This is a genomic window from uncultured Bradyrhizobium sp. (assembly GCF_936928535.1).
GTDB lineage: Bacteria > Pseudomonadota > Alphaproteobacteria > Rhizobiales > Xanthobacteraceae > Bradyrhizobium.
Genome location: NZ_CAKZHY010000164.1, coordinates 34,682 through 56,164, shown reverse-complemented (window position 1 = coordinate 56,164; position 21,483 = coordinate 34,682). Strand labels below are relative to the sequence as shown.

General features: G+C 63.6%; 20 protein-coding genes. 2 read left to right on the top strand and 18 right to left on the bottom strand.

The window, feature by feature from the left end; translation table 11 throughout:
- From Q0687_RS30230 to Q0687_RS30195, 8 genes are all read right to left on the bottom strand, one after another.
- A complete protein-coding gene (locus Q0687_RS30230; protein ID WP_298885088.1) occupies positions 1 to 378 on the bottom strand; it encodes a rhodanese-like domain-containing protein in 378 nt (125 codons plus the stop codon).
- Positions 379 to 614: 236 nt separating this feature from the next.
- On the bottom strand, positions 615 to 1,547 hold the full coding sequence (locus Q0687_RS30225; protein WP_363324018.1) for an ABC transporter permease: 933 nt from the start codon (positions 1,545 to 1,547) through the stop codon (positions 615 to 617).
- A gap of 19 nt (positions 1,548 to 1,566) precedes the next feature.
- Complete coding sequence (locus Q0687_RS30220; RefSeq protein WP_298885086.1) at positions 1,567 to 2,544, bottom strand: ABC transporter ATP-binding protein; 978 nt, start codon at positions 2,542 to 2,544, stop codon at positions 1,567 to 1,569.
- A complete protein-coding gene (locus tag Q0687_RS30215) occupies positions 2,541 to 3,707 on the bottom strand; it encodes an NEW3 domain-containing protein (RefSeq protein WP_298885085.1) in 1,167 nt (388 codons plus the stop codon). Before Q0687_RS30215 ends, Q0687_RS30220 begins: the two co-directional genes overlap by 4 nt.
- 219 nt (positions 3,708 to 3,926) lie before the next feature.
- On the bottom strand, positions 3,927 to 4,859 hold the full coding sequence (locus tag Q0687_RS30210; protein WP_298885084.1) for an aspartyl/asparaginyl beta-hydroxylase domain-containing protein: 933 nt from the start codon (positions 4,857 to 4,859) through the stop codon (positions 3,927 to 3,929).
- A 120-nt stretch (positions 4,860 to 4,979) separates the two neighbouring features.
- Positions 4,980 to 6,692 carry a sulfatase-like hydrolase/transferase gene (locus Q0687_RS30205; RefSeq protein ID WP_298885083.1) on the bottom strand — a complete coding sequence of 571 codons (1,713 nt, stop codon included), beginning with the start codon at positions 6,690 to 6,692 and terminating at the stop codon, positions 4,980 to 4,982.
- A gap of 232 nt (positions 6,693 to 6,924) precedes the next feature.
- Positions 6,925 to 7,902, bottom strand: coding sequence for an ABC transporter substrate-binding protein (locus Q0687_RS30200; protein WP_298885082.1), 978 nt, complete (start codon positions 7,900 to 7,902; stop codon positions 6,925 to 6,927).
- A gap of 110 nt (positions 7,903 to 8,012) precedes the next feature.
- Complete coding sequence (locus Q0687_RS30195) at positions 8,013 to 8,669, bottom strand: TetR/AcrR family transcriptional regulator (protein WP_298885081.1); 657 nt, start codon at positions 8,667 to 8,669, stop codon at positions 8,013 to 8,015.
- A gap of 110 nt (positions 8,670 to 8,779) precedes the next feature.
- Here Q0687_RS30195 and Q0687_RS30190 point away from each other — a divergent pair, with 110 nt between their 5' ends.
- Positions 8,780 to 9,400 carry a hypothetical protein gene (locus Q0687_RS30190; RefSeq protein ID WP_298885080.1) on the top strand — a complete coding sequence of 207 codons (621 nt, stop codon included), beginning with the start codon at positions 8,780 to 8,782 and terminating at the stop codon, positions 9,398 to 9,400.
- Between the two features lie 7 nt (positions 9,401 to 9,407).
- Here the strand turns inward: Q0687_RS30190 and Q0687_RS30185 are convergent, their stop codons facing one another.
- The 9 genes from Q0687_RS30185 to miaA all read right to left on the bottom strand — a co-directional run bounded on the left by Q0687_RS30185 (position 9,408) and on the right by miaA (position 18,884).
- Positions 9,408 to 10,259: an SDR family oxidoreductase gene (locus Q0687_RS30185; protein ID WP_298885079.1), complete on the bottom strand. Its 852-nt coding sequence runs from the start codon at positions 10,257 to 10,259 to the stop codon at positions 9,408 to 9,410.
- A gap of 507 nt (positions 10,260 to 10,766) precedes the next feature.
- On the bottom strand, positions 10,767 to 11,786 hold the full coding sequence (gene ilvC / locus Q0687_RS30180) for a ketol-acid reductoisomerase (protein WP_008131520.1): 1,020 nt from the start codon (positions 11,784 to 11,786) through the stop codon (positions 10,767 to 10,769).
- 132 nt (positions 11,787 to 11,918) lie between these two features.
- Positions 11,919 to 12,521, bottom strand: a complete 603-nt coding sequence (locus tag Q0687_RS30175) for a LysE family translocator (RefSeq protein ID WP_298885078.1) — start codon at positions 12,519 to 12,521, stop codon at positions 11,919 to 11,921.
- A gap of 7 nt (positions 12,522 to 12,528) precedes the next feature.
- A complete protein-coding gene (locus tag Q0687_RS30170; protein WP_298885077.1) occupies positions 12,529 to 13,437 on the bottom strand; it encodes an EamA family transporter in 909 nt (302 codons plus the stop codon).
- 49 nt (positions 13,438 to 13,486) lie between these two features.
- Positions 13,487 to 14,182: a class I SAM-dependent methyltransferase gene (locus Q0687_RS30165; protein ID WP_298885076.1), complete on the bottom strand. Its 696-nt coding sequence runs from the start codon at positions 14,180 to 14,182 to the stop codon at positions 13,487 to 13,489.
- Between the two features lie 3 nt (positions 14,183 to 14,185).
- Positions 14,186 to 14,728: an acetolactate synthase small subunit gene (ilvN, locus tag Q0687_RS30160; protein WP_298885075.1), complete on the bottom strand. Its 543-nt coding sequence runs from the start codon at positions 14,726 to 14,728 to the stop codon at positions 14,186 to 14,188.
- Between the two features lie 151 nt (positions 14,729 to 14,879).
- On the bottom strand, positions 14,880 to 15,833 hold the full coding sequence (locus Q0687_RS30155; protein WP_298885074.1) for a threonine dehydratase: 954 nt from the start codon (positions 15,831 to 15,833) through the stop codon (positions 14,880 to 14,882).
- 4 nt (positions 15,834 to 15,837) lie between these two features.
- Positions 15,838 to 17,613: an acetolactate synthase 3 large subunit gene (locus tag Q0687_RS30150; RefSeq protein WP_298885073.1), complete on the bottom strand. Its 1,776-nt coding sequence runs from the start codon at positions 17,611 to 17,613 to the stop codon at positions 15,838 to 15,840.
- Between the two features lie 329 nt (positions 17,614 to 17,942).
- Positions 17,943 to 18,884, bottom strand: a complete 942-nt coding sequence (gene miaA / locus Q0687_RS30145) for a tRNA (adenosine(37)-N6)-dimethylallyltransferase MiaA (protein WP_298885072.1) — start codon at positions 18,882 to 18,884, stop codon at positions 17,943 to 17,945.
- An 11-nt stretch (positions 18,885 to 18,895) separates the two neighbouring features.
- Here miaA and serB point away from each other — a divergent pair, with 11 nt between their 5' ends.
- Positions 18,896 to 19,801, top strand: coding sequence for a phosphoserine phosphatase SerB (gene serB / locus Q0687_RS30140; RefSeq protein ID WP_298885071.1), 906 nt, complete (start codon positions 18,896 to 18,898; stop codon positions 19,799 to 19,801).
- Positions 19,802 to 19,899: 98 nt separating this feature from the next.
- Here serB and Q0687_RS30135 read toward each other — a convergent pair whose 3' ends face one another.
- Positions 19,900 to 21,399: a Do family serine endopeptidase gene (locus Q0687_RS30135; protein WP_298885070.1), complete on the bottom strand. Its 1,500-nt coding sequence runs from the start codon at positions 21,397 to 21,399 to the stop codon at positions 19,900 to 19,902.
- Positions 21,400 to 21,483: the final 84 nt, after the last annotated feature.

The window sequence follows — 21,483 nt, the reverse complement described above, 5'->3', positions numbered from 1 at the left end:
CTACTTGTCGACGGCGCCGCCGGCGTCGACCCAATCCTTGAAGCCACCGACGTTGTAGACTTGGTTGTAGCCCATATCCTTGAGCAGCTTGCCAGCCAGGGCGGACCGACCGCCGGAGGCGCAATAGAGGATCACGGGCTTGTCCTTGGCAAACGCCTTGTCGTGATACGGCGAGTCAGGATCGGCGCGGAATTCCAACATGCCGCGGGAAACATTCAGCGCGCCCTGAACCTTGCCGCTTTTCTCGACTTCAGGCGCATCGCGCACATCGAGCACGAGCACGTTGCCCTTGCCGATCATCTCCTTTGCCTCTGCCGGCGTGATCTTGGTCACGGCGGCGTTGGCGGCTTCCAACATCTGCTTCACGGAAATTGGCAAGTGAGTTCTCCTGTCGTTTTCGGCTTGTCTGGTGTCCCCGATTAGCCGGCCTCGTCTTTCGCCGCGTCCCTCGTTCGGGGGATGACACGAGGAAGGTGTCGATGAAATGTAGTGACGAAAATGCTTCGCGACAGGGCTGCGCGGCGACAAGCGGAGTTGAGGGGGTGGCTGCTGGGGACGTCCAGCCACCCCCTCGTGCCCATCTCTGGAGGACGAGAGGGCAAAACACAATCAGCTCATGCCCTCACTTCCTGCCGCTGAAACAGCACATAGCTGAATGCAAACAGTACAATGGTGCCGGCGACGAGGCCGACTGTCTGCGGCCATGCGAGCATGACGCTTTCGCCGAATGGCAGCGGCGCGCCCATAACGGCGCCACGGAGCTGATCGAGGAAGACAGGGCCAAGCGCGCGGGTCGTCGGCGACAGCACCGCAAGCATCGCCTCTTCAAACAGGTCGTTCGGCGATAGCCGCAACAGCTCCTGCGTCCACACTGCAGTCGCCGGATCGTTCAGGCCAAGCAGCGCATAACGCGGATCGGCCGGTGCGACCGCCTGTGCCAGGGCCGGCGCCAGCATCGGCCAGAGCACCGTCAGGAACAGCCAGATGCCCAGCGAGACCAGGGCGGCGGTCGCAGCCGACCGGAACACCGTGGACAGCAGCATCGCCAGCGATAGCCAGACACCCGCGTAGAAGATCGCCACGGCCAGGAACACGAGCGATCGCGCGACCTCCTCGCTGCCGGGCGGCACGCCGAGAAAGATCAGGCCGAGGCCGATCACCAGCAACCACAAGGCAGCAAGGCTGATTCCGATGGTGGCGAGCGCCGCAAGGAATTTCCCCATCAACAAGGCATCTCGATAAATCGGCTGCGCCAGGATACGCGACAAGGTTCGCCTGTTGTGCTCGCCATTGACCGCGTCGAAGCCCAGTCCAATCGCCATCAGCGGAATGAGGAAGCCGAGGATTGCGACGAAGGACGGCAACGGCGCCTGGTCGATCGTGAACAGTCGCAGCAGCAGGAACGGATCCTCGGCGGTGTTTTGCCTGAGGCTGTTGATGGCTTCGTACAGGGCCGCAAGTGCCGTGAAGACGATCAGGAGCTCCAGCATCAACATCCGGACGCTGGAGATATGGTCGGCGAGCTCCTTGACGAAGACGGTCGACATTCCCTGGAAAGGTGATCCCTCACGCCGCATGACGAACGCCTCCCGCAGAGTGGTCCTGGAAGTAGCGCGCGTAGATCGTGTCCAGGCTCGGCTCGTCGACGGACAGCCTGCGCAAGGAACCGTCAACCGCGACCACTGCGCGCGCCGCATCAGGTCGCACGTCACGCTCCGCAGTCATTCGGAAGCGATCGGCCGAGAGCGTCTCGACCTGGGTGACGCCGGGAATCATGGCGAGGCGCCTGGCGATCCCGGGACCTTCGGCCTCGACTTCCACGACAAAGCCGGCGCCCAGCACCTTGACCGCAAGCTCCGGCACCGCCCCCATCAGCACGATATGACCGGCCTTGAACAACGCGACGCGATCGCAGATGCGCTGAACCTGATCGAGCATATGGGACGACAGCAGCACCGTGATGCCTTCAGCCTTGAGCTCGCCGATCAACCCGAGAAACTCCTGAGTTGCCTGCGGATCGAGACCCGATGTCGGCTCGTCCAGGATCGCGATCTCGGCGCGCTTCATGATGATCTCGGCAAGGCCCAGCCGTTGCCGCATGCCGCGGGAGAAGGTCGCGACCCGCTTCGACGCGACGTCGATCAGGCCGACGCGCCTCAGCGCCTGTTCGATCCTGCCCGCACGCTCCGCGCGAGGGAGCCCCATCAGCTTGCCGGTGTAGGCGAGGTTCTCCGTCGCCGTGAGCTGGTCATAGAAGCCCACGGCATCCGGCAGATAGCCGACGCGACGTTTGACCTTGAGCGGCTCGCGCGCCGGATTGAAGCCGAGCACGCTGATCTCACCCGATGAGATCTCGGTGAGGCCGAGCATCATCAGGATGGTCGTGGTCTTGCCGGCGCCGTTCGGGCCGAGCAAGCCGAACACTTCGCCCCTGATGATGTCGAGGTCGATGCCGTCAACGACGGCCGTGTCACCGTAGCGCCTGGTCAGGCCGCGTGCGTGGATGACGGGAGGAGTCGTGGTCGTGCTCTGCTGCTCGTTCATCGCCGTCCGAACCTCGCAACGGCCCCGAGCATCAACAGCAGCGCGACACCGATGACGCCGGCGCCGGCCACGCCCCATACGGTCGAGGTAGCGACCGTGATGCGTAACTGGCTCGAGGCGGTTTCACCCTTGGACGTGGCGCGGATATTGGCCTGATAATCGCCGGCCAGCGACTTGTCGCTGGGCGTGAGCAGCGCCTGGACCTCGCTGTCCTTGCCGGGCACGAGACGATCGATCGTCGCGGGCTCGAACGTCACTTTCCAACCGTTCGGCGCCGTGCCGGCGAGGCTGATATTCTCGGCCGGCGCCGTCCCGCTGTTGCTCACGACGATCGGGATCGAGCTCTGCTTGCCCGCGACGGCACGCGCGCTCAACAGGCCATCGCGGCCGGAGATCTGGAGCTGCGGCTCGCCGACCACGTCGAGCGCAAGCTCGGTCGAGGCTGAAGCGTCGCCCGCCTTCACCGTCACCTTCACCGGAAAATGGCCGGCTGAGGTCGAGCTGGGCGGCCGCACCTTCAGCTTGATGTCCTTGGACTGGCCGGCATCGATCGGGATCGAAGACAGCTCCTGCGTGCCGTAGGCCTCGGTGAACGAGGTTTCGAAATTGGCAGGCGCGTCGGCGGCGAAGCTGGCGACAACGTTGCGGCCCGAATCGTTCTTGATCGAGAGCGTATAGTCGAAATTCGATTTCGGACTGCCCCGCAGCGACGGCAGGCTGGACTTCAAGCTGAGCTTGGCGGGCAGCTCCTTGGCCAGCGACACGGCGATGGGAAGTTCGGCGTTGGTGCCCTGCCCCTCGGCCTTGACCGTGAGCGTATGTGCGCTGAGATCGCTGGTGGCGGGGATGTCGAGCCGAAGCTGGAGCGCGACACTGCCATCGGGCGCCGGCATCGCGGCACCAACCGGCTGGCCGCCGCCCAGCAATGTCGCGGTCCAGCCGCTCGGCACGCCGGCGACCGAAAGCTGATAGCGCTCCGGCGCGAGACCGTAATCCTGCAACCGCAGCGACACATTGGTCGTAGTCCCCGGCCGCACCGTGACCGCCGGATAGTCGGTCATGAGGTAGAGGCCCTTGATGTCGTGCGCCGGTTCGGCCGCATAAGCGGGCGGGCCGAGCAACATGAGGGCAAAGGCAAGACGCGCAGCATCGAGCGCTCGCATGGACGATACTCCTGCAAGGAAAACGGACCAGAGATGGACGACCCTCCGCCTGAAAGACGACGGCGGCCGCTTGGCGGATGATGGAAGAAATCGTGACGAAGTTTGGGAAGCGGAGCGGCCTGCCAATTACAAGTCGGTGATTTCGGCCTTGTTCGGCTCAGACTTTAGTTTGAAAACGGCGTCCGCGTTCGAAAGATTACAACACCGTAATACGATACTTTACGCAAACGCCGTCGCCAGAAAGGCCGCGATGATGCCGCCGATCAAGGCGAACTTCACCGTGTAGTATACACGCCTGTTCCAGGCCTTCATCCGCTTGCCGAACAGCCGCACCTGATAGGCGTAGGCGAAGATGCGGTTGATCCAGCCGACGCGTTCACCCTCGACGTTCTGGGTCGCGCTTTCCCGGATGATGTGATCGGAGAACCAGCGGTTGACTGAAGTCATCGCCTTGCTCGTCAGCGGACGCTCGATGTCGCAAAATAAAATCAGCCGGTCGTCGCTGGTGGTATTCTCAGCGTAGTGCAGATAGGTCTCGTCGAACAGCAGGGCCTCGCCGTCGTGCCAGGTATGGGGATCGCCGTCGATGAAGATGCGGCACTCGCCGGGCGATGTCGGCACCTGCAGGCCGAGGTGGTAGCGGATCGAGCCGGCAAAGGGATCGCGATGCTGCACCAAGCGTCCGCCCGGCGGCAGGTTGGTGAACATCGCGCCCTTGATATTCGGGATCGAGCTCAACAGCGCGACGGTCCTGGGGCAGTTGGCGAGCGCTGAAGGCAGCGGCTCATCGTACCATTTCAGATAGAAGCGCTTCCAGCCGGTACGGAAGAAGGAGTTGAAGCCCCAATCGTTGTATTTGTCAGCGGCCTTGATCTGGCCTTGCGCGAACAGAAGGAGCGCCTCCTCGCGGATAGTCTGCCAATTGTCGCGGAGCACCTTCATCTCGGGGAACGATGTCTCCTCGATGATCGGCCGGTTCGGCACCGCCGAGAACATATACATGAGCACGTTGTACGGCGCCATCAGTGTCGAATGATCGGTGAACTGCCGCCAGAAACCGAGTCGCACCTTGCCGCGGAAATGCACGGCGAGCGTCGAGCCGATGAAGGCCCAGAGCAAGAGGAATTGCGGCGAAAGAAGACGTAATACCATGAAAGATCCCGCAAAAAATCGAAGATCTTGCAAAAAAACGACCAGCGAGGAACGTAGCAGAAATATGCAACCACGTTCAAGACGGCGACTCGCGCTTGAGCAGGAACCGTTGCTGCGACGCTACAGCCCCCTAATCATACCGGCGTCAATCAGCAGGCGATTGAAGCGGCGCGCCTCGGCGCCGTCATCGCAACCGTAGAACATGCCCTTGCAGCGCAACATGATGTTCCTCTGCTCGACGAAGGACGGGTCGAGCGGGATACCGGCAGCTTCCTGGATCACCAGCGGTAGATAGGGACCGTCGATCGTGTCCATCACGGCGTCGCTCTTCACCGGCTCGAAATTGACGGCGTCGATCGCGTAATAAGTCGCGTAGAGACGCGGATCATAGGCGTCGAGCTTCTTGCCGATCGCACCTTCGTCGAGCCCGGGCTCGAGGATAGCAGGGGCGAACTCCGGCTGGTGATCGCCGTAGCGCACGATCAGGAACGGCTCGCCCGGAAAATTCTTCTTCAAGCCCGCGACGAAGGTTTTGTATTGCTCGGCACTCATCGCCTGGCGGCGCAGATATTCGTCGATGGACCGCACGTTGCCGGGCGCGCGCCAGTTCGGCAGCAGGTCGGGCCGGAAGCGCGTCTCCCAGGGGAAATGGTTGGCGCCGAGATAGATGAAGGTGAACAGCGGCTTGTTCGGCGTGCGGTCGCCCATCAGCCGCAGTGCCTTGTCGTAGAAGAAGCTGTCGGGCTCGACGTCTTTCGCGCCGAGATCATGCGAGTCGAGGAAGCGCTCGACGCCGGTCGTCATCTGGAAGCTGCGCGCGCCCATGAAGCCGCCGTAGGCAGGATAGAGCGACATGGTGTCGTAGCCGCAACGGCGCAGCGCCAGCGGCAGGCCACGCTCGACGCGGCCCGACGCGATGCGAGTCACGAAATAGGCAAAGCGGCCGAACGAGCGCGAGGACAGACCTGCAAGCACGTTGTATTCGGTGAACCAGCTCGGCCCGCCATTGCTTTCAGCCAGGAAGGTGCGCTCCTTGCCGTCCCAGGACTTGAAGTGGCTGCCATAGCCCGGCGGCACCTTGATGCCCTGCGCGGCGCGGATGTCGAAGCTCGATTCATCATGGATCATGATGATGTTCGGCCGGCGGCCGGCCGGGTGGCAGGCGTCGATCAGCGGCATGTTGAGGCGTTCATTGGTCGCGGCGGCCGACTCCATGAAGCCGTACTGGACGAAATCCGAGACCGCAGTGACGCCGGAGCGGAAGAACTTTGAAAGATAACCGTCGTCGTAATAGCCGCGCCAGGCTTCGTCGGGATGATAGACGGAATAGAAGACCAGGGCGGCGAGACAGGCGAGCTTGCAGGCGAGCGCCGGAAGGCGGCGGATACGGAACGGATCGAGCCACCACAGCGCGTACATCAACGGCAGCGTGACAAGGCCGGCCCCGATCACCGACCAACGCAAATTCGGGAAGATTGTGAACAGGAACGCGACCGTGTCGCGATCGATCATCATCAGGTCGATGAAGTTGACCGTCATCTGCACGACGTCGTGCTTCAGCTGGGACAGCAGCACCAGCACCACGACCATAGTAAGCGACAATGCGCCCGACAGCGCCGGCCGGCGCAACAGCGTGATCCAGAAAAAGTTGAGAATGCCCCAGGCGAGCAGGAAGGACAAACGCGAGCCGAAATCGGTCTCGGTCTGGTACATCAATGCAAGTGCAGCGACATGCGGCGCGACCACCGCAAGCAGCCGCCAGATGCCGAGCGCGGCAACGCTCGCCAGAACGGCGGTGGTGGCAGAAGGACCAGAATTGGGCGCGGACGCCATCGACGACACGCTGAACTTTAAGTCCGGCGCGGGAACGCGAAGCCGGTTGGCCGGCCTCAAGACCGCCAGGGCGTCCGGCGCAGCCGGCTGCACCGTGTCACAAAACTGTAACGGAACGGTCACGGACAGGCAACGCGCGTGGCGATGCAACCTTCGCTTAATGTTAGCGGACGGCGAAAGGCCGCACCGCAATGCCCATCCCCAGCCCGAGGCGACCGCGAAACGCGACCAGCTACTCGATCACCTCGTCGGCCCGGGCGAGCAGGTTTGGCGGAATCGTCATGCCCAGCGATCGGGCGGTCTTCAAATTGACGATCGTCTCGATCTTGGTCGAACGCTGAATGGGAAGATCGACCGGCTTGGCCCCCTTCAGGATCCGCGCCGCATAGCCGCCGACGAGACGCGAGGCGTCGTGCGCGCTGGCCCCGTAGCTCACGAGGCCGCCGAGATCGACGAATTCGCGCTGGAAGTACAGGGTCGGCACCCGCTGTTTCGCCGAGGCTTCGATGATCTGGACGCGATTTACGATGAAGACTGGATCAACTGTCACGAACAGCGCCTCGACGCGGGCCTGCGCGATGTCGGCAAAGGCCTTGTCGATATCGTCCTTTTGACTGACCTTGAGCACGAGCAGGCTCTTTCCAATGGCTTTGGCCGCCTCCTTTGCGCTTTCGAGCTGGGCAGTTGCGGTCGGCCGGTTCGGGTTCACCAAGACGCCGATCGTGGTCGCGGCCGGGACCAACTCGCTGACCAGCTCGAGATTTTTGGCCCCAAGCTCTCCGGCGAGCCAGGTCACACCAGTGACGTTACCACCAGGCCGGTTCAGGCTTTCGACCAAGCCCGTGGAGACGGGATCGTCCCCTGTGAGAAAGACGATGGGAATAACGGATGTCGCTCGCTTGGCCGCAAGCACGGCCACGTTGCCACCCATGGTGACGATCACGTCGACCTGCTTCTGGACCAGTTCGGCCGCCAGTTCGGGCAACCGCTTGAACTGCCCCTCAGCCCAGCGATATTCGATGACGACGTTACTGCCCGCAACCAGCCCGGCGGCTTTGAGCCCTTCCTCGAAGCCGGTCACCACCGTGACAAAGGTCTCTGGCGAACCGCTGGCGAGGAAGCCGATCGTCGGCCGCGTCGATTGAGCGAGGGCCGGGTTCGTCCAGATCGGCAAGGTGCCGGCCGCCAGAAAAAATGTGCGTCGATCCATCTTTGGCAAGCATCATAATGTCGGAAACGAGAAAAATATGCACGGCAGTGTATGCGGCGCCGCGTCACCCGCCAACGCCAATTTGAGCAGCAGCTGGACCGTCGAGGCGCCTACCCCTTGGCGATCCCGGCAATGAACAGATCGATTACCTCCTCCGCCATCCGCTCGATCTGCCCCTCCTCCACGCCCCAGCGCGGGAAATGGCCGTCGAGATTCATACGGGCAAAGCCGTAGATCAGAGCGCGGCCGGCAATCAGGATACGTTTCAGATCCGCCGACCGCAGCAGGCCCTGCGAGGCCGCTTCAGCCAGCATCCGTTCGGTCAATGCGACGAGCTCGGCATTGTCGCGGGTCAATTCGGCCGAGCTGTCATACGCGAAATAGCGTCCCGTGGAGATGATCTCGAAATGCGCGGGGTTGTGCATCGCCCAGCGCACATAGGCGACGCCGAAGGCGCGGAATCGCGCCAGCGGGTCGGCGGAGGCTGCTTCCGCCAGCGCAGCCTCGATCTCGACGCGGAAGCGCCGCTGCGCCTCCTCAGCCACCGCCGCCATCAAGGCGTCGCGGTTGGGAAAGTGCCGGAATGGCGCCGCCGGCGACACCGCGGCGCGGCGCGCGGCCTCGCGCACCGAGACCTCGGCCCCCTCGGCCGCCAGTTGCAACGCAGCATCTATCAGCACGCGGCGCAGGTCACCATGGTGATAGGGCCGGGCTTCGGGAGTCCGGCGACGGGCGCTGGGCTTTGAGTTTTTTTGGCGGACAGGCATGGCGCCTTCTAGCATCACTCGAACGTGAATGTAAGCATCGATTACACCATTGACGATCGCGCTAGCCCGAAATGTAATCGATGATTACATAACGGATGGAGACCACCACGATGTCGCAACGTCACACCTGGTTCGAAGGCTGGCGGCTGCTCGCCGTGCTCACGCTGAGCCTGATCGTCTTGAGCCTTTGGATCGCCTCGATGCGACAGTTCGAGGTCGAGGGCGTCCGCATGGTGATCCGTTTCACGGCGCGCAGCTCGCTGCTGTTGTTCTGTCTGGCCTTCAGTGCCGCAGCGCTGGCCCGGCTCTGGCCCAACGCCTGGACGCGGTGGCAACGCCGCAACCGCCGCTATCTAGGCCTTAGCTTTGCCGTCTCCCACGCCATCCATGCGATGGCGATCGTCGTTTTCGCCAGGATGGATCCGGCAGGATTCGCGGACGCCACCTCGGTGGCCTCCTACATCTTCGGCGGCATCGGCTATGCCGCGATCATCGCCATGAGCGCGACCTCGTTCGACCGCACGGCCGCGCTGATCGGACCGCGCGCCTGGCGCACGCTGCACCTCATCGGCGGCTACTATCTCTGGTTCCAGTTCATGGTGTCGTTCGGCAAGCGCGTGCCGGCCATGCCGCTCTACGCGGCATTCCTCATTCCGCTCCTGGTCGTGATGGCGCTCCGCATGATCGCGATGGCCGCCCACCCACGAGGACGGACGGCCGAAGCGAGCTGAGCGTCGATCAGCTCTGCGGCAACAATCCGAGCCGCTTGGCGATGATGCGGTCGAACGTCCGTTTCGGCAACACAGCGCCGATCAGATGGCGTAGCGGGTCAGGCGTGATCTGGTAGCGCACCCTGGGGCTTGCCGCGGTCAGCGCCTCGAACACGATCTCGGCGATGCGCTCGGCCGGCAGGCCATTGGCGCCGAGCTCCATCATGAAGGCCATGACCTTCTTGAGGGCCGGCAAATAGGGCGAGTTCTGGTAGACCGAGAGATCGGTCTGCTCGGCCTTGCCCCAGATCGGTGTCTTCACCGCACCGGGGGCGACGACGATGACATCGATGCCGAACAGCATCAGCTCGCGGCGCAGGCTTTCCGACAGGCCCTCGATCGCGTGCTTGGAGGCGCAATAAGGCGCCGACAGCGGATTGCCGTTCTTACCCGCGACCGAGCTGATCATCACGATCCGCCCCTTCGGCCCCTTCAGCGAGGGATCCGCGCCGAGCAGCGGCCCGAACGCCTGCGTCGTGATGACAGGCCCGATGACGTTGATGTCCATCTGGCGGCGGAAATCGTCGGCCGACAATTCGAGCACAGGACCGGCGACCGCGACGCCGGCGTTGTTGACGAGGCCCGCCAGCGTCTCGCCGGCCAGCGCCTCGCGCACCTGGCGGGCGGCGGCCAGCACGGCGACCTCATCGGTCACGTCAAACAGTAGCGGCGTGAAGTTAGCACCGAACTCGCTGGTCAGGCGATCGGCATCGGCTTGCTTGCGAACGCTGCCGAAGACGCGATAGCCGCGCCCGATCAGCAATTTCGCAACGGCCCAGCCAATGCCGGTGGACGCACCGGTGACGACGACAGATTTCATGATCATTCCCCCCTTTTGCGCCCCGCGGTCAATGTAGGGGAAGGTTGCGCCAACGCAATGCCATCGGATTCTCAAGCCGCGCACCGAAAGGCTTTTTCGAGCCTACGCCGGGCTGCAAGAAGGCGCATCGGGTTTCGGTTCTTAAGATGACGTGGTGCGCGAACGTCGCGACGCGCGATCCTTCATATCTTGAAAGCGCAGATGAAGAGTCGAATCCTAAACTCTGAGGACGCTACGTTTTTGGTGATTGAGGATTTCGAGAAATCTCTGCGAAACGACGCAAGCGCAAGAATGTGGTTTAAGCGTCAGTTCTTGGCTCTCTGAGAGCACATCAACTCGCGAAGAATTTGAATGAAGCAGCAATGCTTCGCGCGAGACAGAAAGAGCGAGACCGCTGTTTGCGATCTCGCTCAGATATATCCGCGAAGACTTAAGACTTCGTTTGGCGTGCTCAAGTCGTCATTCCGGGCGCGACAAAGTCGCGAACCCGGAATGACGGCGATGCCGTCAGTTCTTCGACTTGTCGACCAGTGCGCCCTTCTTGATCCAGGGCATCATGTCGCGCAGCTTCGCGCCGACTTCCTCGATCGGGTGCTGGGCGAGCTTGGCGCGGGTCGCCTTGAACGAGGTCTGGTTGACCTTGTTCTCGAGCATCCAGTCGCGGGCGAACTTGCCGCCCTGGATGTCGGCGAGAACGCGCTTCATCTCGGCCTTGGTCTCCGCGGTGACAATGCGCGGACCGGTGACGTACTCGCCGTATTCGGCGGTGTTGGAGATCGAGTAGTTCATGTTGGCGATGCCGCCTTCATAGATCAGGTCGACGATCAACTTCACTTCGTGCAGGCACTCGAAATAAGCCATCTCCGGGGCGTAGCCGGCTTCGACCAGGGTCTCGTAGCCGCCCTTGATCAGCTCGACCAGGCCGCCGCAGAGCACGACCTGCTCACCGAACAGGTCGGTCTCGCACTCTTCCTTGAAGGTGGTCTCGATGATGCCGGCGCGGCCGCCGCCAACAGCCGAGGCGTAGGACAGGCCGAGATCATGGGCATTGCCCGAGACGTCCTTGGCGATCGCGATCAGGCAGGGCACGCCGCCGCCGCGCTGGTATTCCGAACGCACGGTGTGGCCGGGGCCCTTCGGCGCGATCATCAGCACGTCGAGGTCGGCGCGCGGGTCGAGCAGGTTGAAGTGCACGTTGAGGCCGTGCGCGAACACCAGGGCGGCGCCCTTCTTCATGTTGTCGTGCAGGTGCTCGCGATAGATGTCGCCCTGGAGCTCGTCCGGGGTCAGCATCATGACGAGGTCGGCCCATTTGGCAGCATCAGCGACTTCCATCACTTTGAAACCGGCGGCTTCGGCTTTCTTCACCGAGCCCGAGTCCTTGCGGAGCGCAATGGCGACGTCCTTGACGCCGGAGTCCTTCAGATTGAGCGCATGGGCGTGGCCCTGGCTGCCATAGCCGACGATGGCGACCTTCTTCCCCTTGATCAGGTTCAGGTCGGCGTCGCGATCGTAATAAACACGCATAGTCGTTTCCTCGTTCAGGGCCAGAAGTGGCCGATGGTCAGTGTCCGAAGGGTGAAATTTGCGGATTTCGGGGGCTGTCTAGAGCATTTCGGCCCCTGAGGGAAACCCGTTTCTGCATGGAAATCCGCGACATCATGCATCCATGAAAACGGGGTAGAGGGAGGCGAGCAGCAGGAGCGCCATCAGGATATTGAAGGCGCGGACCAACCGCTCCGAGGTCAGCACCGGCCGTAGTGCAGTGCCAAAGAAGGCCCAGACTACGGTCGAGACCGTGCCGACCAGGAGGCTGATCAGGGTCTGGATCGCGATGTTGACCGGAAACCGGGCAATAGCCGCATAGGCGGTGATGGTGCCGATCACGATCACCCAGCCCTTGGCATTGATCCATTGGAACATGGCCGCGCCCCAGAAGGTCATAGGGCCGCGGCCGTCTGCCTCGCCCGGCTTGGCCGGACCGGAGAAGGCGATCACGGCCGCGAGGTAAATCAGGTAGGCGGCGCCGGCATATTTCAGGACGGTCTGCAGGATCGGGTAGGCCAGAAACACCGTGCCGAGCCCGAGGCCGACGGAGCCGACCATGAAGGCGAAGCCGAGGACGATGCCGACGATGTGCGGAATCGTGCGGCGGAAGCCGTAGGTCAGCCCGGAGGACATCAGCATGATGTTGTTCGGCCCCGGCGTGAAATACATCACCACCATGAAAGCGAGAAAGGCATAGAACAGCGAGTTGGCCATCGTCACCTCACGCGGTCTTCTCAAGCGATTTGCCTGATAACGCCTTTTTGCCAGATAACGCTTTGGGCCGCCTGACCAGCACCATCACCGCGATGCCGCAGATCACGGTCAGCATCCCGGCGAGCCGCAGCGGCCCGAACCGCTCGCCGAACACGATGCTCGACGCCGCCGAGCCAACGAATGGCACCAGCAGCGCGAACGGCACGACTTGCGCAGCCGGATAGTCACGTAGCAACCGGCCCCATAGCCAATAGGCAATGCTGGTCGAAACGGCACCGATCGTCAGCAGGCAGATCAGGCCCGTCAGCGACATATGGATCAGCGAGTGGAAGGTCGGGACCGGCCCGTTGACGACGAGCGCGAGCGCGAACAGCGGCACGGCGGCCGTCAGGCACAACCACGCGAACAGGTCGAACATCGGTGCGCCACGTGCGCCGCGCAGAAGGAGGTTTCCGATCGCAAAGCAGATCGGCGAGATCATCAGCACCGCAAAAGCGCTGATACTGAAATCATAGCCGACTGTGCCGCAGATCATCAGCAAGCCGGCTGCAGCAATGGCTATGCCCAGCGCCTGCATCGCGGTCGGCCGTTCCCCGAAGGCGACCGCGGCAAAACCGATCGTGAATAGCGCCTGGCTCTGCACCACGACGGACGTCAACCCCACCGGCACGCCATGAGCGATGCCGTAGGCCTGGCTCAGGAACTGGCCGAGAAACAGCGTAAAACTGATCGCGATCAGCAGCGACCAGGCGACCTTCGGCTTCGGAACGAATAGGCACGGCAGCGCGGCGATGGAAAAGCGCATCGCCGTCATCAGTTCCGGCGAAAACTCGTCGAGCGCGATCCGGCTGGCCACGAAGGCAAGCCCCCAGATGATCGCCACCATGAGGGCGATGAGGATGTCGGCCGGCTTCATTGTTGTTTCCGGTTCTGCCCTGTCGTGCAGCCCTGCTTGTTCTTCTGGTCTAGCCTTGCTCGCCGGCTTTCGGTTTGCGGAGGAGGTACGTGCCGTGCATCGGCGCGTGATAGTCGGCCGAGACGAGCGTGAAGCCGACATCGGTCAGCATCCGTTCCATCACCCAGCCGAAGGTGGAATATTCGTCGCGCATATGCGTCACCACGCTCTCGCGGGAGAAATCGTGGTTCTTGATCTGGTAGTCGGCCCATTGCTCGACATCGCGCTCGACCGCATCTGGCATCGAGACATAGACGATGTCGCGCAGATAAAAGCTCGCACCGGGCTTGAGCGCGCGAAAGATCCGCGACATCGCCACGACCTTCCAGAAATCGGGCAGATGATGCAGCGTGAACTCGCTGACGATCAAATCATAAGACTCGGGCCGATAGGCGAAGCTGAGCAGTCCGGCGGACTGGGTACGCACGGGCGCCTTGCGGTCGCGGGCATAGATCTCGGCGAGCGCCAGCATAGCCGGCGAGATGTCGATGGCGTCGACTTCGGCGCCCATCAGCGCAGCTTCGGTCGCCAGCACGCCGTTGCCGCAGCCGATATCGGCAATGCGCCAGCCGCGCTGGACGCCCAGCATCTTCAGTGCGGCGCGCGCCCGCAGATCGGCATCGTCGTGGGCGTCGTAGATCGACGCCACCGCGGGCTCGATGCCCATCCGGTTCCGCTCGTTATAGTACCAGTCGCGCGCCAGCATGGTTCACATCCCCTCAGGCCCGCGACCGATCGCGGCAACGCCGGTGCGCGACACCTCGACAAGGCCGAGCGGGCGCATCAGATCGATAAACTGGTTGATCTTGTCGGTATTGCCTGTGATCTCGAACACAAAGCTTTCGGTGGTCGCGTCGATCACGCGAGCGCGGAATGCATCGGCCAGCCGTAGCGCCTCGACGCGATGCTCGCCCTGCCCGCGCACTTTCACCATCGCCAGCTCGCGCTCGATCGAGCGGCGGGTCTGGGTCATATCGACGACCTGATAGACCGGGATCATGCGGTCGAGCTGATGCTTGATCTGCGCGATCACCATCGGCGTGCCCGTGGTGACGATGGTGATGCGCGAGAGGTGCTTCTGGGCTTCGGTCTCCGAGACCGTGAGACTCTCGATGTTGTAGCCTCGGCCCGAGAACAGGCCGATGACGCGCGCCAGCACGCCCGGCTCGTTCTGGACGAGCACCGCGAGCGTGTGCGTCTCGTTGGGATCGTGACGCTCTTCGATGAAATAGGCGGATGCGGGCTGGTTCATGATCGTCCCCTCTTGTCCTTCGTGTCATGCCCCGCGAAGGCGGGGCATCCAGCAATCACCGGCATCGTGGGCCCCACATCTGCCGCGGCGTACTGGATCGTCCGGTCAAGCCGGACGATGACAGCTATGTATTTGATGAGCGCTCGCGGCATCATGCGACCACCCATTGCTTGAACAGATCGAAATCGATATTGCCGCCGGACAGCACGAGACCGACGCGCTTGCCCTTCAGCTTGCTCTTTTCCTGCAGCGCCGCGGCGAGCGCGGCAGCGCCGGCGCCTTCGGCAAGATTGTGCGTGTCGGTCCAGTAGGCGCGGATCGCGGCAGCGACCTCCTCGTCAGTGACCTGGACGATGCGCGAGGCGCCTTTGCGGATCAGCGCAAATGCATCCTCATCGGGAATGCGTGTCGCCATACCGTCGGCATGCGTGTTTGCGGACGCAGTCGTCACGATCTTGCCGGCGGCAAACGACAACGCGTAGGACGGCGCCTCCGTCGACTGCACGCCGACGATCTCCGTCTTCAGGCCCAGCAGGTCGCGCGCCATGATGCAGCCGCAGATGCCGGAGCCTTGCCCGATCGGCACATAGAGCACGTCGAGATCGGGCGCGGAGCGGAACAGTTCGAGCGCATAGGTCGCAACACCCAGCACCAGATCCGGATGGAACGACGGCACCATATGGAGCCCTGCGAACTGCGCGCGGCGCTCGGCTTCCTCGCGGGCGGCTTGAAAGTCCTCGCCGTGCTCGACCAGTTCGGCGCCAAAGGCCTTCATCGCCCGGTTCTTCTCGACCGAGTTGCCGCGTGGCACGTAGATCACCGCCGGCACGCCATGCCGACCGGCGGCAAAGGCGAGGCTTTGTCCGTGATTGCCTCGGGTCGCCGAGATAATGCCCGGCGTGTTCGGCCGCTCACGCTTCAGCCGATCGAGATAGACCAGCCCGCCGCGCACCTTGAAGGCGCCGATCGGCGTATGGTTCTCATGCTTGACGACGACCTCCGTGCCGAGCCGCCCAGCGAGCAGCGGCCAGGCGCGTGCCGGCGTTGCCGGCACCGCCTGCCCCACGATCGCATGTGCGCGCTCGAGCTCCGTCAGGTCGAACATGGCCTCACACCAGGGCCTTGCCGCCGGCGAACGCCTTGGCGGTGGCCTCGTCGTTGGCCTGCTCGGGCAGCAGCATCTCGTTGTGCGCCTTGCCGGAGGGGATCATCGGGAAGCAGTTTTCCAGCGCCGCGACACGGCAGTCGAACAGCACCGGGCGCTTCACCGAGATCATCTCCTTGATGGCCCCCTCGAGATCGGCCGGCTTGGTCACCTGAAGTCCGACGCCGCCATAGGCTTCCGCGAGCTTGACGAAATCAGGCAGCGCCTCCGAATAGGAGTGCGACAGCCGGTTGCCGTGCAACAGCTGCTGCCACTGCCGCACCATGCCCATGTATTGGTTGTTCAGGATGAAGATCTTGATTGGCAGCTCGTACTGAACCGCGGTCGACATCTCCTGCATCGTCATCTGCACCGAGGCGTCGCCAGCGATGTCGATGACGAGGCTGTCCGGATGGGCGACCTGCACGCCGATCGCAGCCGGCAGGCCGTAGCCCATCGTGCCGAGACCGCCTGACGTCATCCAGCGATGCGGCTCCTCGAAACCGTAGAATTGCGCCGCCCACATCTGGTGCTGACCGACCTCGGTCGTGATGTAGGTGTCCTTGCCGCGCGTGGCCTCGAACAGGCTCTGGATCGCGTGCTGCGGCAGGATGACGTCGTTGCTCTTCTTGTAATAGAGCGAATTGCGTGCGCGCCATTGCGCGATCTGCTGCCACCAGCTCTTGATGTCGGGCTTCTTCGCCTCGGCCTTGAACACCTGGAGGATGTCGCCGAGGACGTTGCCGCAATCGCCGATGATCGGCACGTCGACGCGGATGTTCTTGTTGATCGAGGACGGATCGATGTCGATGTGGATCTTCTTGGAGTTCGGCGAGAATGCATCGACGCGGCCGGTGATGCGGTCGTCGAAGCGCGCGCCGACGCACAACATGACGTCGCAATCATGCATCGTCATGTTGGCCTCGTAGGTGCCATGCATCCCCAGCATGCCGAGCCAGTTCTTGCCCGACGCCGGATAGGCGCCGATGCCCATCAGCGTCGAGGTGATCGGGAAACCCGTGATCTCGACCAGCTCGCGCAGCAGCCTGGTCGCTTCGGGGCCGGAATTGATCACGCCGCCGCCGCTGTAGATCACGGGACGCTTGGCACCGGCGAGCATCGCCACGGCCTTGCGGATCAACGTCGCATCGCCCTTCACGCGCGGCGCGTAGGAGCGGTGCACGTCGGATTTGCGCGGCGGATGATAGGTGCCGGTCGCGAACTGCACGTCCTTGGGAACGTCGACCAGCACCGGGCCCGGACGGCCCGTGGTCGCGACGTAGAAGGCCTCGTGCAGGACCTTGGCGAGATCGTTGACGTCGCGCACCAGCCAATTGTGCTTGGTGCAGGGACGCGTGATGCCGACGGTGTCGCACTCCTGGAACGCGTCGTTGCCGATCAGGTGCGTCGGCACCTGGCCGGAGATGCAGACCAGCGGGATCGAGTCCATCAGCGCATCGGTCAGCGGCGTCACCATGTTGGTGGCGCCGGGACCGGAGGTCACCAGCGCGACGCCCGGTTTGCCGGTCGAACGGGCATAGCCTTCGGCGGCATGGCCGGCGCCCTGCTCGTGGCGAACCAGGATGTGCTGGACTTCGCTCTGCTGGAAGATCTCGTCATAGATCGGAAGCACCGCGCCGCCGGGATAGCCGAAAATGTCGGTCACGCCATGATCGATGAGCGCGCGGACGATCATCGCGGCGCCGGTCATCTGGTTCGGATCGTGGCTCTTGTCGCTCATTGTCTTGCTCCGGATGCGCTGTTGGCAGCGGCTTCGTTCGTTTCGGTTTCGGGAAATAAAAAAGGCCCCGAAGAGGGACCCTGCACACCGCCTGTCATGTGGATGGCAGCTAGCCACCCCCGGCGGTGTGCCTGGGTACGACGGCGATAAGGAGTTTGGTAATAATGTTGCGCATGGCAGACGCTCGGCTTCCCAAAGGTTGCGCGAAACATAACGACCAAAGCCTCGATGTCAAGGCAAAGCGGCCACTTCCGCGCGATTTTGGCAGTGTAGCGGTGTTCCCCTCGTTCGGCGAGAGGTAAAATCGGGAACCAAGGCACAAAAGCGTGTCAGCCGGGCTTCCAACCCTTGATGGCGGCGGCGGCCAGCCAGCCCCTCGCCTCCGCCGGGTTGACCCATTCGAACTCCGGCAATTGGTGCCTGAACCAGGTGAATTGTCGCTTGGCGTAGTGGCGAGTATCGGCCCGGCCGATGGTGGCGGCCTCCTCCAGGCTGAGCTCGCCGCGCAGATGCCGAATCAGCGCCGGCACGCCGTGGGCCTTCATGGCCGGCAGCAGCGGATCGAGGCCGCGGGCAGCGAGCTTCTCGACCTCGTTCAACGCGCCGGCCCCGATCATGGCATCGAAGCGGGCGTCGATGCGGGCATAGAGCTCGTCACGCTCGGGGGCCACAAACACCGCCCGAAAGCTGTCCTTGGGCAGCAGCGGCGGCTGGCCCTCATGGTGCCAGTCGAGCAGCGAACGCCCGGTCGCCTCGACCACTTCGAGGGCGCGCGCGATGCGGGTGCGATCGCGCAGGTTCAGTCGTTCCGCCGCGCGCGGATCGCGGCGCGCCAGTTCCGCATGCAGCGCCTCGACGCCATTCCGCTCCAGGCGCGCGCGGACCGCCTCGCGTATCTCCGCAGGGATCGGCGGCACCACCGAAAGGCCCGCCGTCAGCGCCTTGAAATACAGGCCGGTGCCGCCGATCAAGATCGGCAAGCGGCCCTCGGCCTTGGCCTCCTCCAATATCTTCGCGGCATCAGTCACCCAGGTGCCGGCCGAGAAATTCACGGCCGCATCGACATGGCCATAGAGCCGGTGCGGCACCCGGGCTTCTTCGTCGCGCGTGGGACGCGCCGTGATGATACGGAGATCGCGATAGACCTGCATGGAATCGGCATTGATCACGACGCCGCCTGCGCGGAGGGCGAGCTCGAGCGCCAGCGCCGACTTGCCGCTGGCGGTCGGGCCTGCGATAAGCACGGCCTTGCTCGAATGCCCCTCGCTCACGAAAACCTCAAATGTCTCTCGTCGCCACGCTGATCTGCAACCCCAACAATCCCGCGCTCGACTCTACCATCGTGGATGGCGCCCGCGCCGTGCTGCCCAGCGCCGCGCCCGCACACTGGCTGTTCGACGGGGTTGCGGTTGACATTCCGTTCGGCGCCGACAGTAACCTCGAAGGCGACCGTCACGCCATCGAAGAGCGGCTCCGCGAGCTTCGCGGCGACCTGCCCATCGACATCGTGGTGCAACCTGCCGGCTTCAGGCGCAAGAAGCTTTTTCTCGCCGACATGGATTCCACCATGATTGGCCAGGAATGCATCGACGAGCTCGCCGATCTCGTCGGGATGAAGGCCCACGTCGCCGCCATCACCGAACGGGCGATGCGGGGCGAGATCGAGTTCGAGCCGGCGCTGCGCGAGCGCGTCGCGCTGCTGAAGGACCTTCCCGCCGGCGTCGTCGACGAAGTGCTGCAAAAGCGCATCACGCTGACCCCGGGCGGCCGTGAGTTGGTCGCGACCATGCGCGCCCACGGCGCCTATACCTGCCTCGTCTCCGGCGGCTTTACGCTGTTCACGAGCGCGGTCGCCGCCAAGATCGGCTTCCAGGAGAACCGCGCCAACGAGCTCGTCGTGCGGGACGGCAAGTTCACCGGCGAGGTGAAGGAGCCGATTTTGGGTCGCGCGGCGAAGCTTGCGACGCTGGTGGATTTGATGGAGTCGTTCGATCTCGACGACATCGACTCCGTCGTCGTCGGCGACGGCGCCAATGATCTGGCGATGATCCAGGCGGCTGGGCTCGGCGTGGCGTATCACGCCAAGCCGGCGGTGGCGGCCGCCGCCGCGGCACGGATCGACCACGGCGATCTCACCGCGCTGCTGTACGCGCAGGGCTATCGGCGGGACGAGTTCGTCGAGGGGTAGCTGCTTCACAGTCGTTCCGGGCCGATGCCAAGCATCGAACCCGGAATCTCGAGATTCCGGGTCTGGTGCTTGCGCACCATCCCGGAACGACAGTGCGACTACTGCACGCTCAGCGCCACGAACCGCAATTCGCCGTCGCCATTGGACACCAGCAGCAGCACGGACTTCTTGCCGTCCTTCTTGAGCTGGTCGATCCGCTTCTGGATGTCCTCGCCGCTCGAGACCGCTTCCTGTGCGACCTCGACGATGACATCTCCCGCGGAGAGCCGCTTCTCGGCCGCATCCGAACTGGCGTCGACATTGGTGACGACCACACCCTTGACGCTGTCCTTGATCTTGTAGCGCGCGCGCAGATCCTTGTTCAGCACGGCGAGATCGAGGCCGAGCGCCTTCTGCGTCACCAGCTTCTCCGGCGGAGGCTCGTCGGTCTTCACGGCGGCCTGCACCTTGTCGGGATCCTGCAGGCGGCCGAGCGTGACCTTCTTGGTCTGCTCCTCGCCCTTGCGGATCACGACGACGTCGACTTCCTTGCCGACCGCGGTGTCGGCCACGACGCGGGACAGGTCCTTGGGGTCCTTGACGTCCTTGCCGTCGAACTTGACGACGACGTCGCCCGGCTCGATGCCGGCGGGCTTGGCCGGACCCTTGTCATCGACGCCGGCCACCAGCGCGCCGCGCGCCGGCTTGATGTTGAGGCTCTCGGCGATTTCGTCGGTGACGCTCTGGATGCGCACGCCAAGCCAGCCGCGGCGCAGTTCGCCGAACTGGCGGAGCTGGTCGACCACACCCGCAACCGTCTTCGACGGCACGGCGAAGCCGATGCCGATCGAGCCCCCGGAGGGCGAGATGATCAGCGTGTTGACGCCGATGACGTCGCCTTCGAGATTGAACAGCGGACCACCCGAGTTGCCGCGATTGATGGCGGCATCGGTCTGGATGTAGCTGTCATAGGGTCCCGAGGAAATGTCGCGGTTCTTGGCCGAGACGATGCCAGCGGTCACGGTGCCGCCGAGGCTGAAGGGGTTGCCGATCGCGACCACCCAGTCACCCAGACGCAGCTTGTCGGAGTCGCCGAATTTCACCGAGATCAGCGGCTTCGGGGGCTTGAACTTCAGGACGGCGAGGTCGGTCTTCTTGTCGACGCCAACCAGCTCGGCCTTGATCTTGGTGCCGTCGTTGAGAATGACGTTGATCTCGTCGGCATCGGCGATGACGTGGTTGTTGGTGACCACGATGCCCGACGTGTCGATGATGAAGCCGGAGCCGAGCGAATTGGTCTTGCGCGGCGGGCCACCGCCGCTATCGCCGCCCTTGCCGCCACCACCGGGGCCTTTGCGGTTCTTGAAGAAGTCGTCGAAGAATTCCTCGAACGGCGAGCCGGGCGGCAATTGCGGCATGGTGTTGCTGCCGCCGCCTTTGGCTTCGACAGTCTGCGAGGTCGAGATGTTGACGACCGCGTCGATCACCTTTTCGGCGACGTCGGCGATGCCCTCCGGTCCGCGCGCATAGGCCGGCGAGACCAATGCGCTGACAGCGCCGATGGCGAGCGCAGCCAACCCAAATCGCAAGCGGGTCGGGACAATGGTGGCAGCGGTCATTGTGGTCTCCAGAGAAAAGGATTCGGCGCCAAGACTGCGCTCGAACGGGGGCACGGCGCAAGCGCGGAGCTTAACGGGCCTCAC

Excerpts from the sequence above, each read along its gene's own strand:
- Q0687_RS30225 (WP_363324018.1), bottom strand. The coding sequence starts at position 1,547 with ATGTCGACCGTCTTCGTCAAGGAGCTCGCCGACCATATCTCCAGCGTC.
- Q0687_RS30220 (WP_298885086.1), bottom strand. The coding sequence starts at position 2,544 with ATGAACGAGCAGCAGAGCACGACCACGACTCCTCCCGTCATCCACGCA.
- Q0687_RS30215 (WP_298885085.1), bottom strand. The coding sequence starts at position 3,707 with ATGCGAGCGCTCGATGCTGCGCGTCTTGCCTTTGCCCTCATGTTGCTC.
- Q0687_RS30210 (WP_298885084.1), bottom strand. The coding sequence starts at position 4,859 with ATGGTATTACGTCTTCTTTCGCCGCAATTCCTCTTGCTCTGGGCCTTC.
- Q0687_RS30205 (WP_298885083.1), bottom strand. The coding sequence starts at position 6,692 with ATGGCGTCCGCGCCCAATTCTGGTCCTTCTGCCACCACCGCCGTTCTG.
- Q0687_RS30200 (WP_298885082.1), bottom strand. The coding sequence starts at position 7,902 with ATGGATCGACGCACATTTTTTCTGGCGGCCGGCACCTTGCCGATCTGG.
- Q0687_RS30195 (WP_298885081.1), bottom strand. The coding sequence starts at position 8,669 with ATGCCTGTCCGCCAAAAAAACTCAAAGCCCAGCGCCCGTCGCCGGACT.
- Q0687_RS30190 (WP_298885080.1), top strand. The coding sequence starts at position 8,780 with ATGTCGCAACGTCACACCTGGTTCGAAGGCTGGCGGCTGCTCGCCGTG.
- Q0687_RS30185 (WP_298885079.1), bottom strand. The coding sequence starts at position 10,259 with ATGAAATCTGTCGTCGTCACCGGTGCGTCCACCGGCATTGGCTGGGCC.
- ilvC (WP_008131520.1), bottom strand. The coding sequence starts at position 11,786 with ATGCGTGTTTATTACGATCGCGACGCCGACCTGAACCTGATCAAGGGG.
- Q0687_RS30175 (WP_298885078.1), bottom strand. The coding sequence starts at position 12,521 with ATGGCCAACTCGCTGTTCTATGCCTTTCTCGCTTTCATGGTGGTGATG.
- Q0687_RS30170 (WP_298885077.1), bottom strand. The coding sequence starts at position 13,437 with ATGAAGCCGGCCGACATCCTCATCGCCCTCATGGTGGCGATCATCTGG.
- Q0687_RS30165 (WP_298885076.1), bottom strand. The coding sequence starts at position 14,182 with ATGCTGGCGCGCGACTGGTACTATAACGAGCGGAACCGGATGGGCATC.
- ilvN (WP_298885075.1), bottom strand. The coding sequence starts at position 14,728 with ATGAACCAGCCCGCATCCGCCTATTTCATCGAAGAGCGTCACGATCCC.
- Q0687_RS30155 (WP_298885074.1), bottom strand. The coding sequence starts at position 15,833 with ATGTTCGACCTGACGGAGCTCGAGCGCGCACATGCGATCGTGGGGCAG.
- Q0687_RS30150 (WP_298885073.1), bottom strand. The coding sequence starts at position 17,613 with ATGAGCGACAAGAGCCACGATCCGAACCAGATGACCGGCGCCGCGATG.
- serB (WP_298885071.1), top strand. The coding sequence starts at position 18,896 with ATGTCTCTCGTCGCCACGCTGATCTGCAACCCCAACAATCCCGCGCTC.
- Q0687_RS30135 (WP_298885070.1), bottom strand. The coding sequence starts at position 21,399 with ATGACCGCTGCCACCATTGTCCCGACCCGCTTGCGATTTGGGTTGGCT.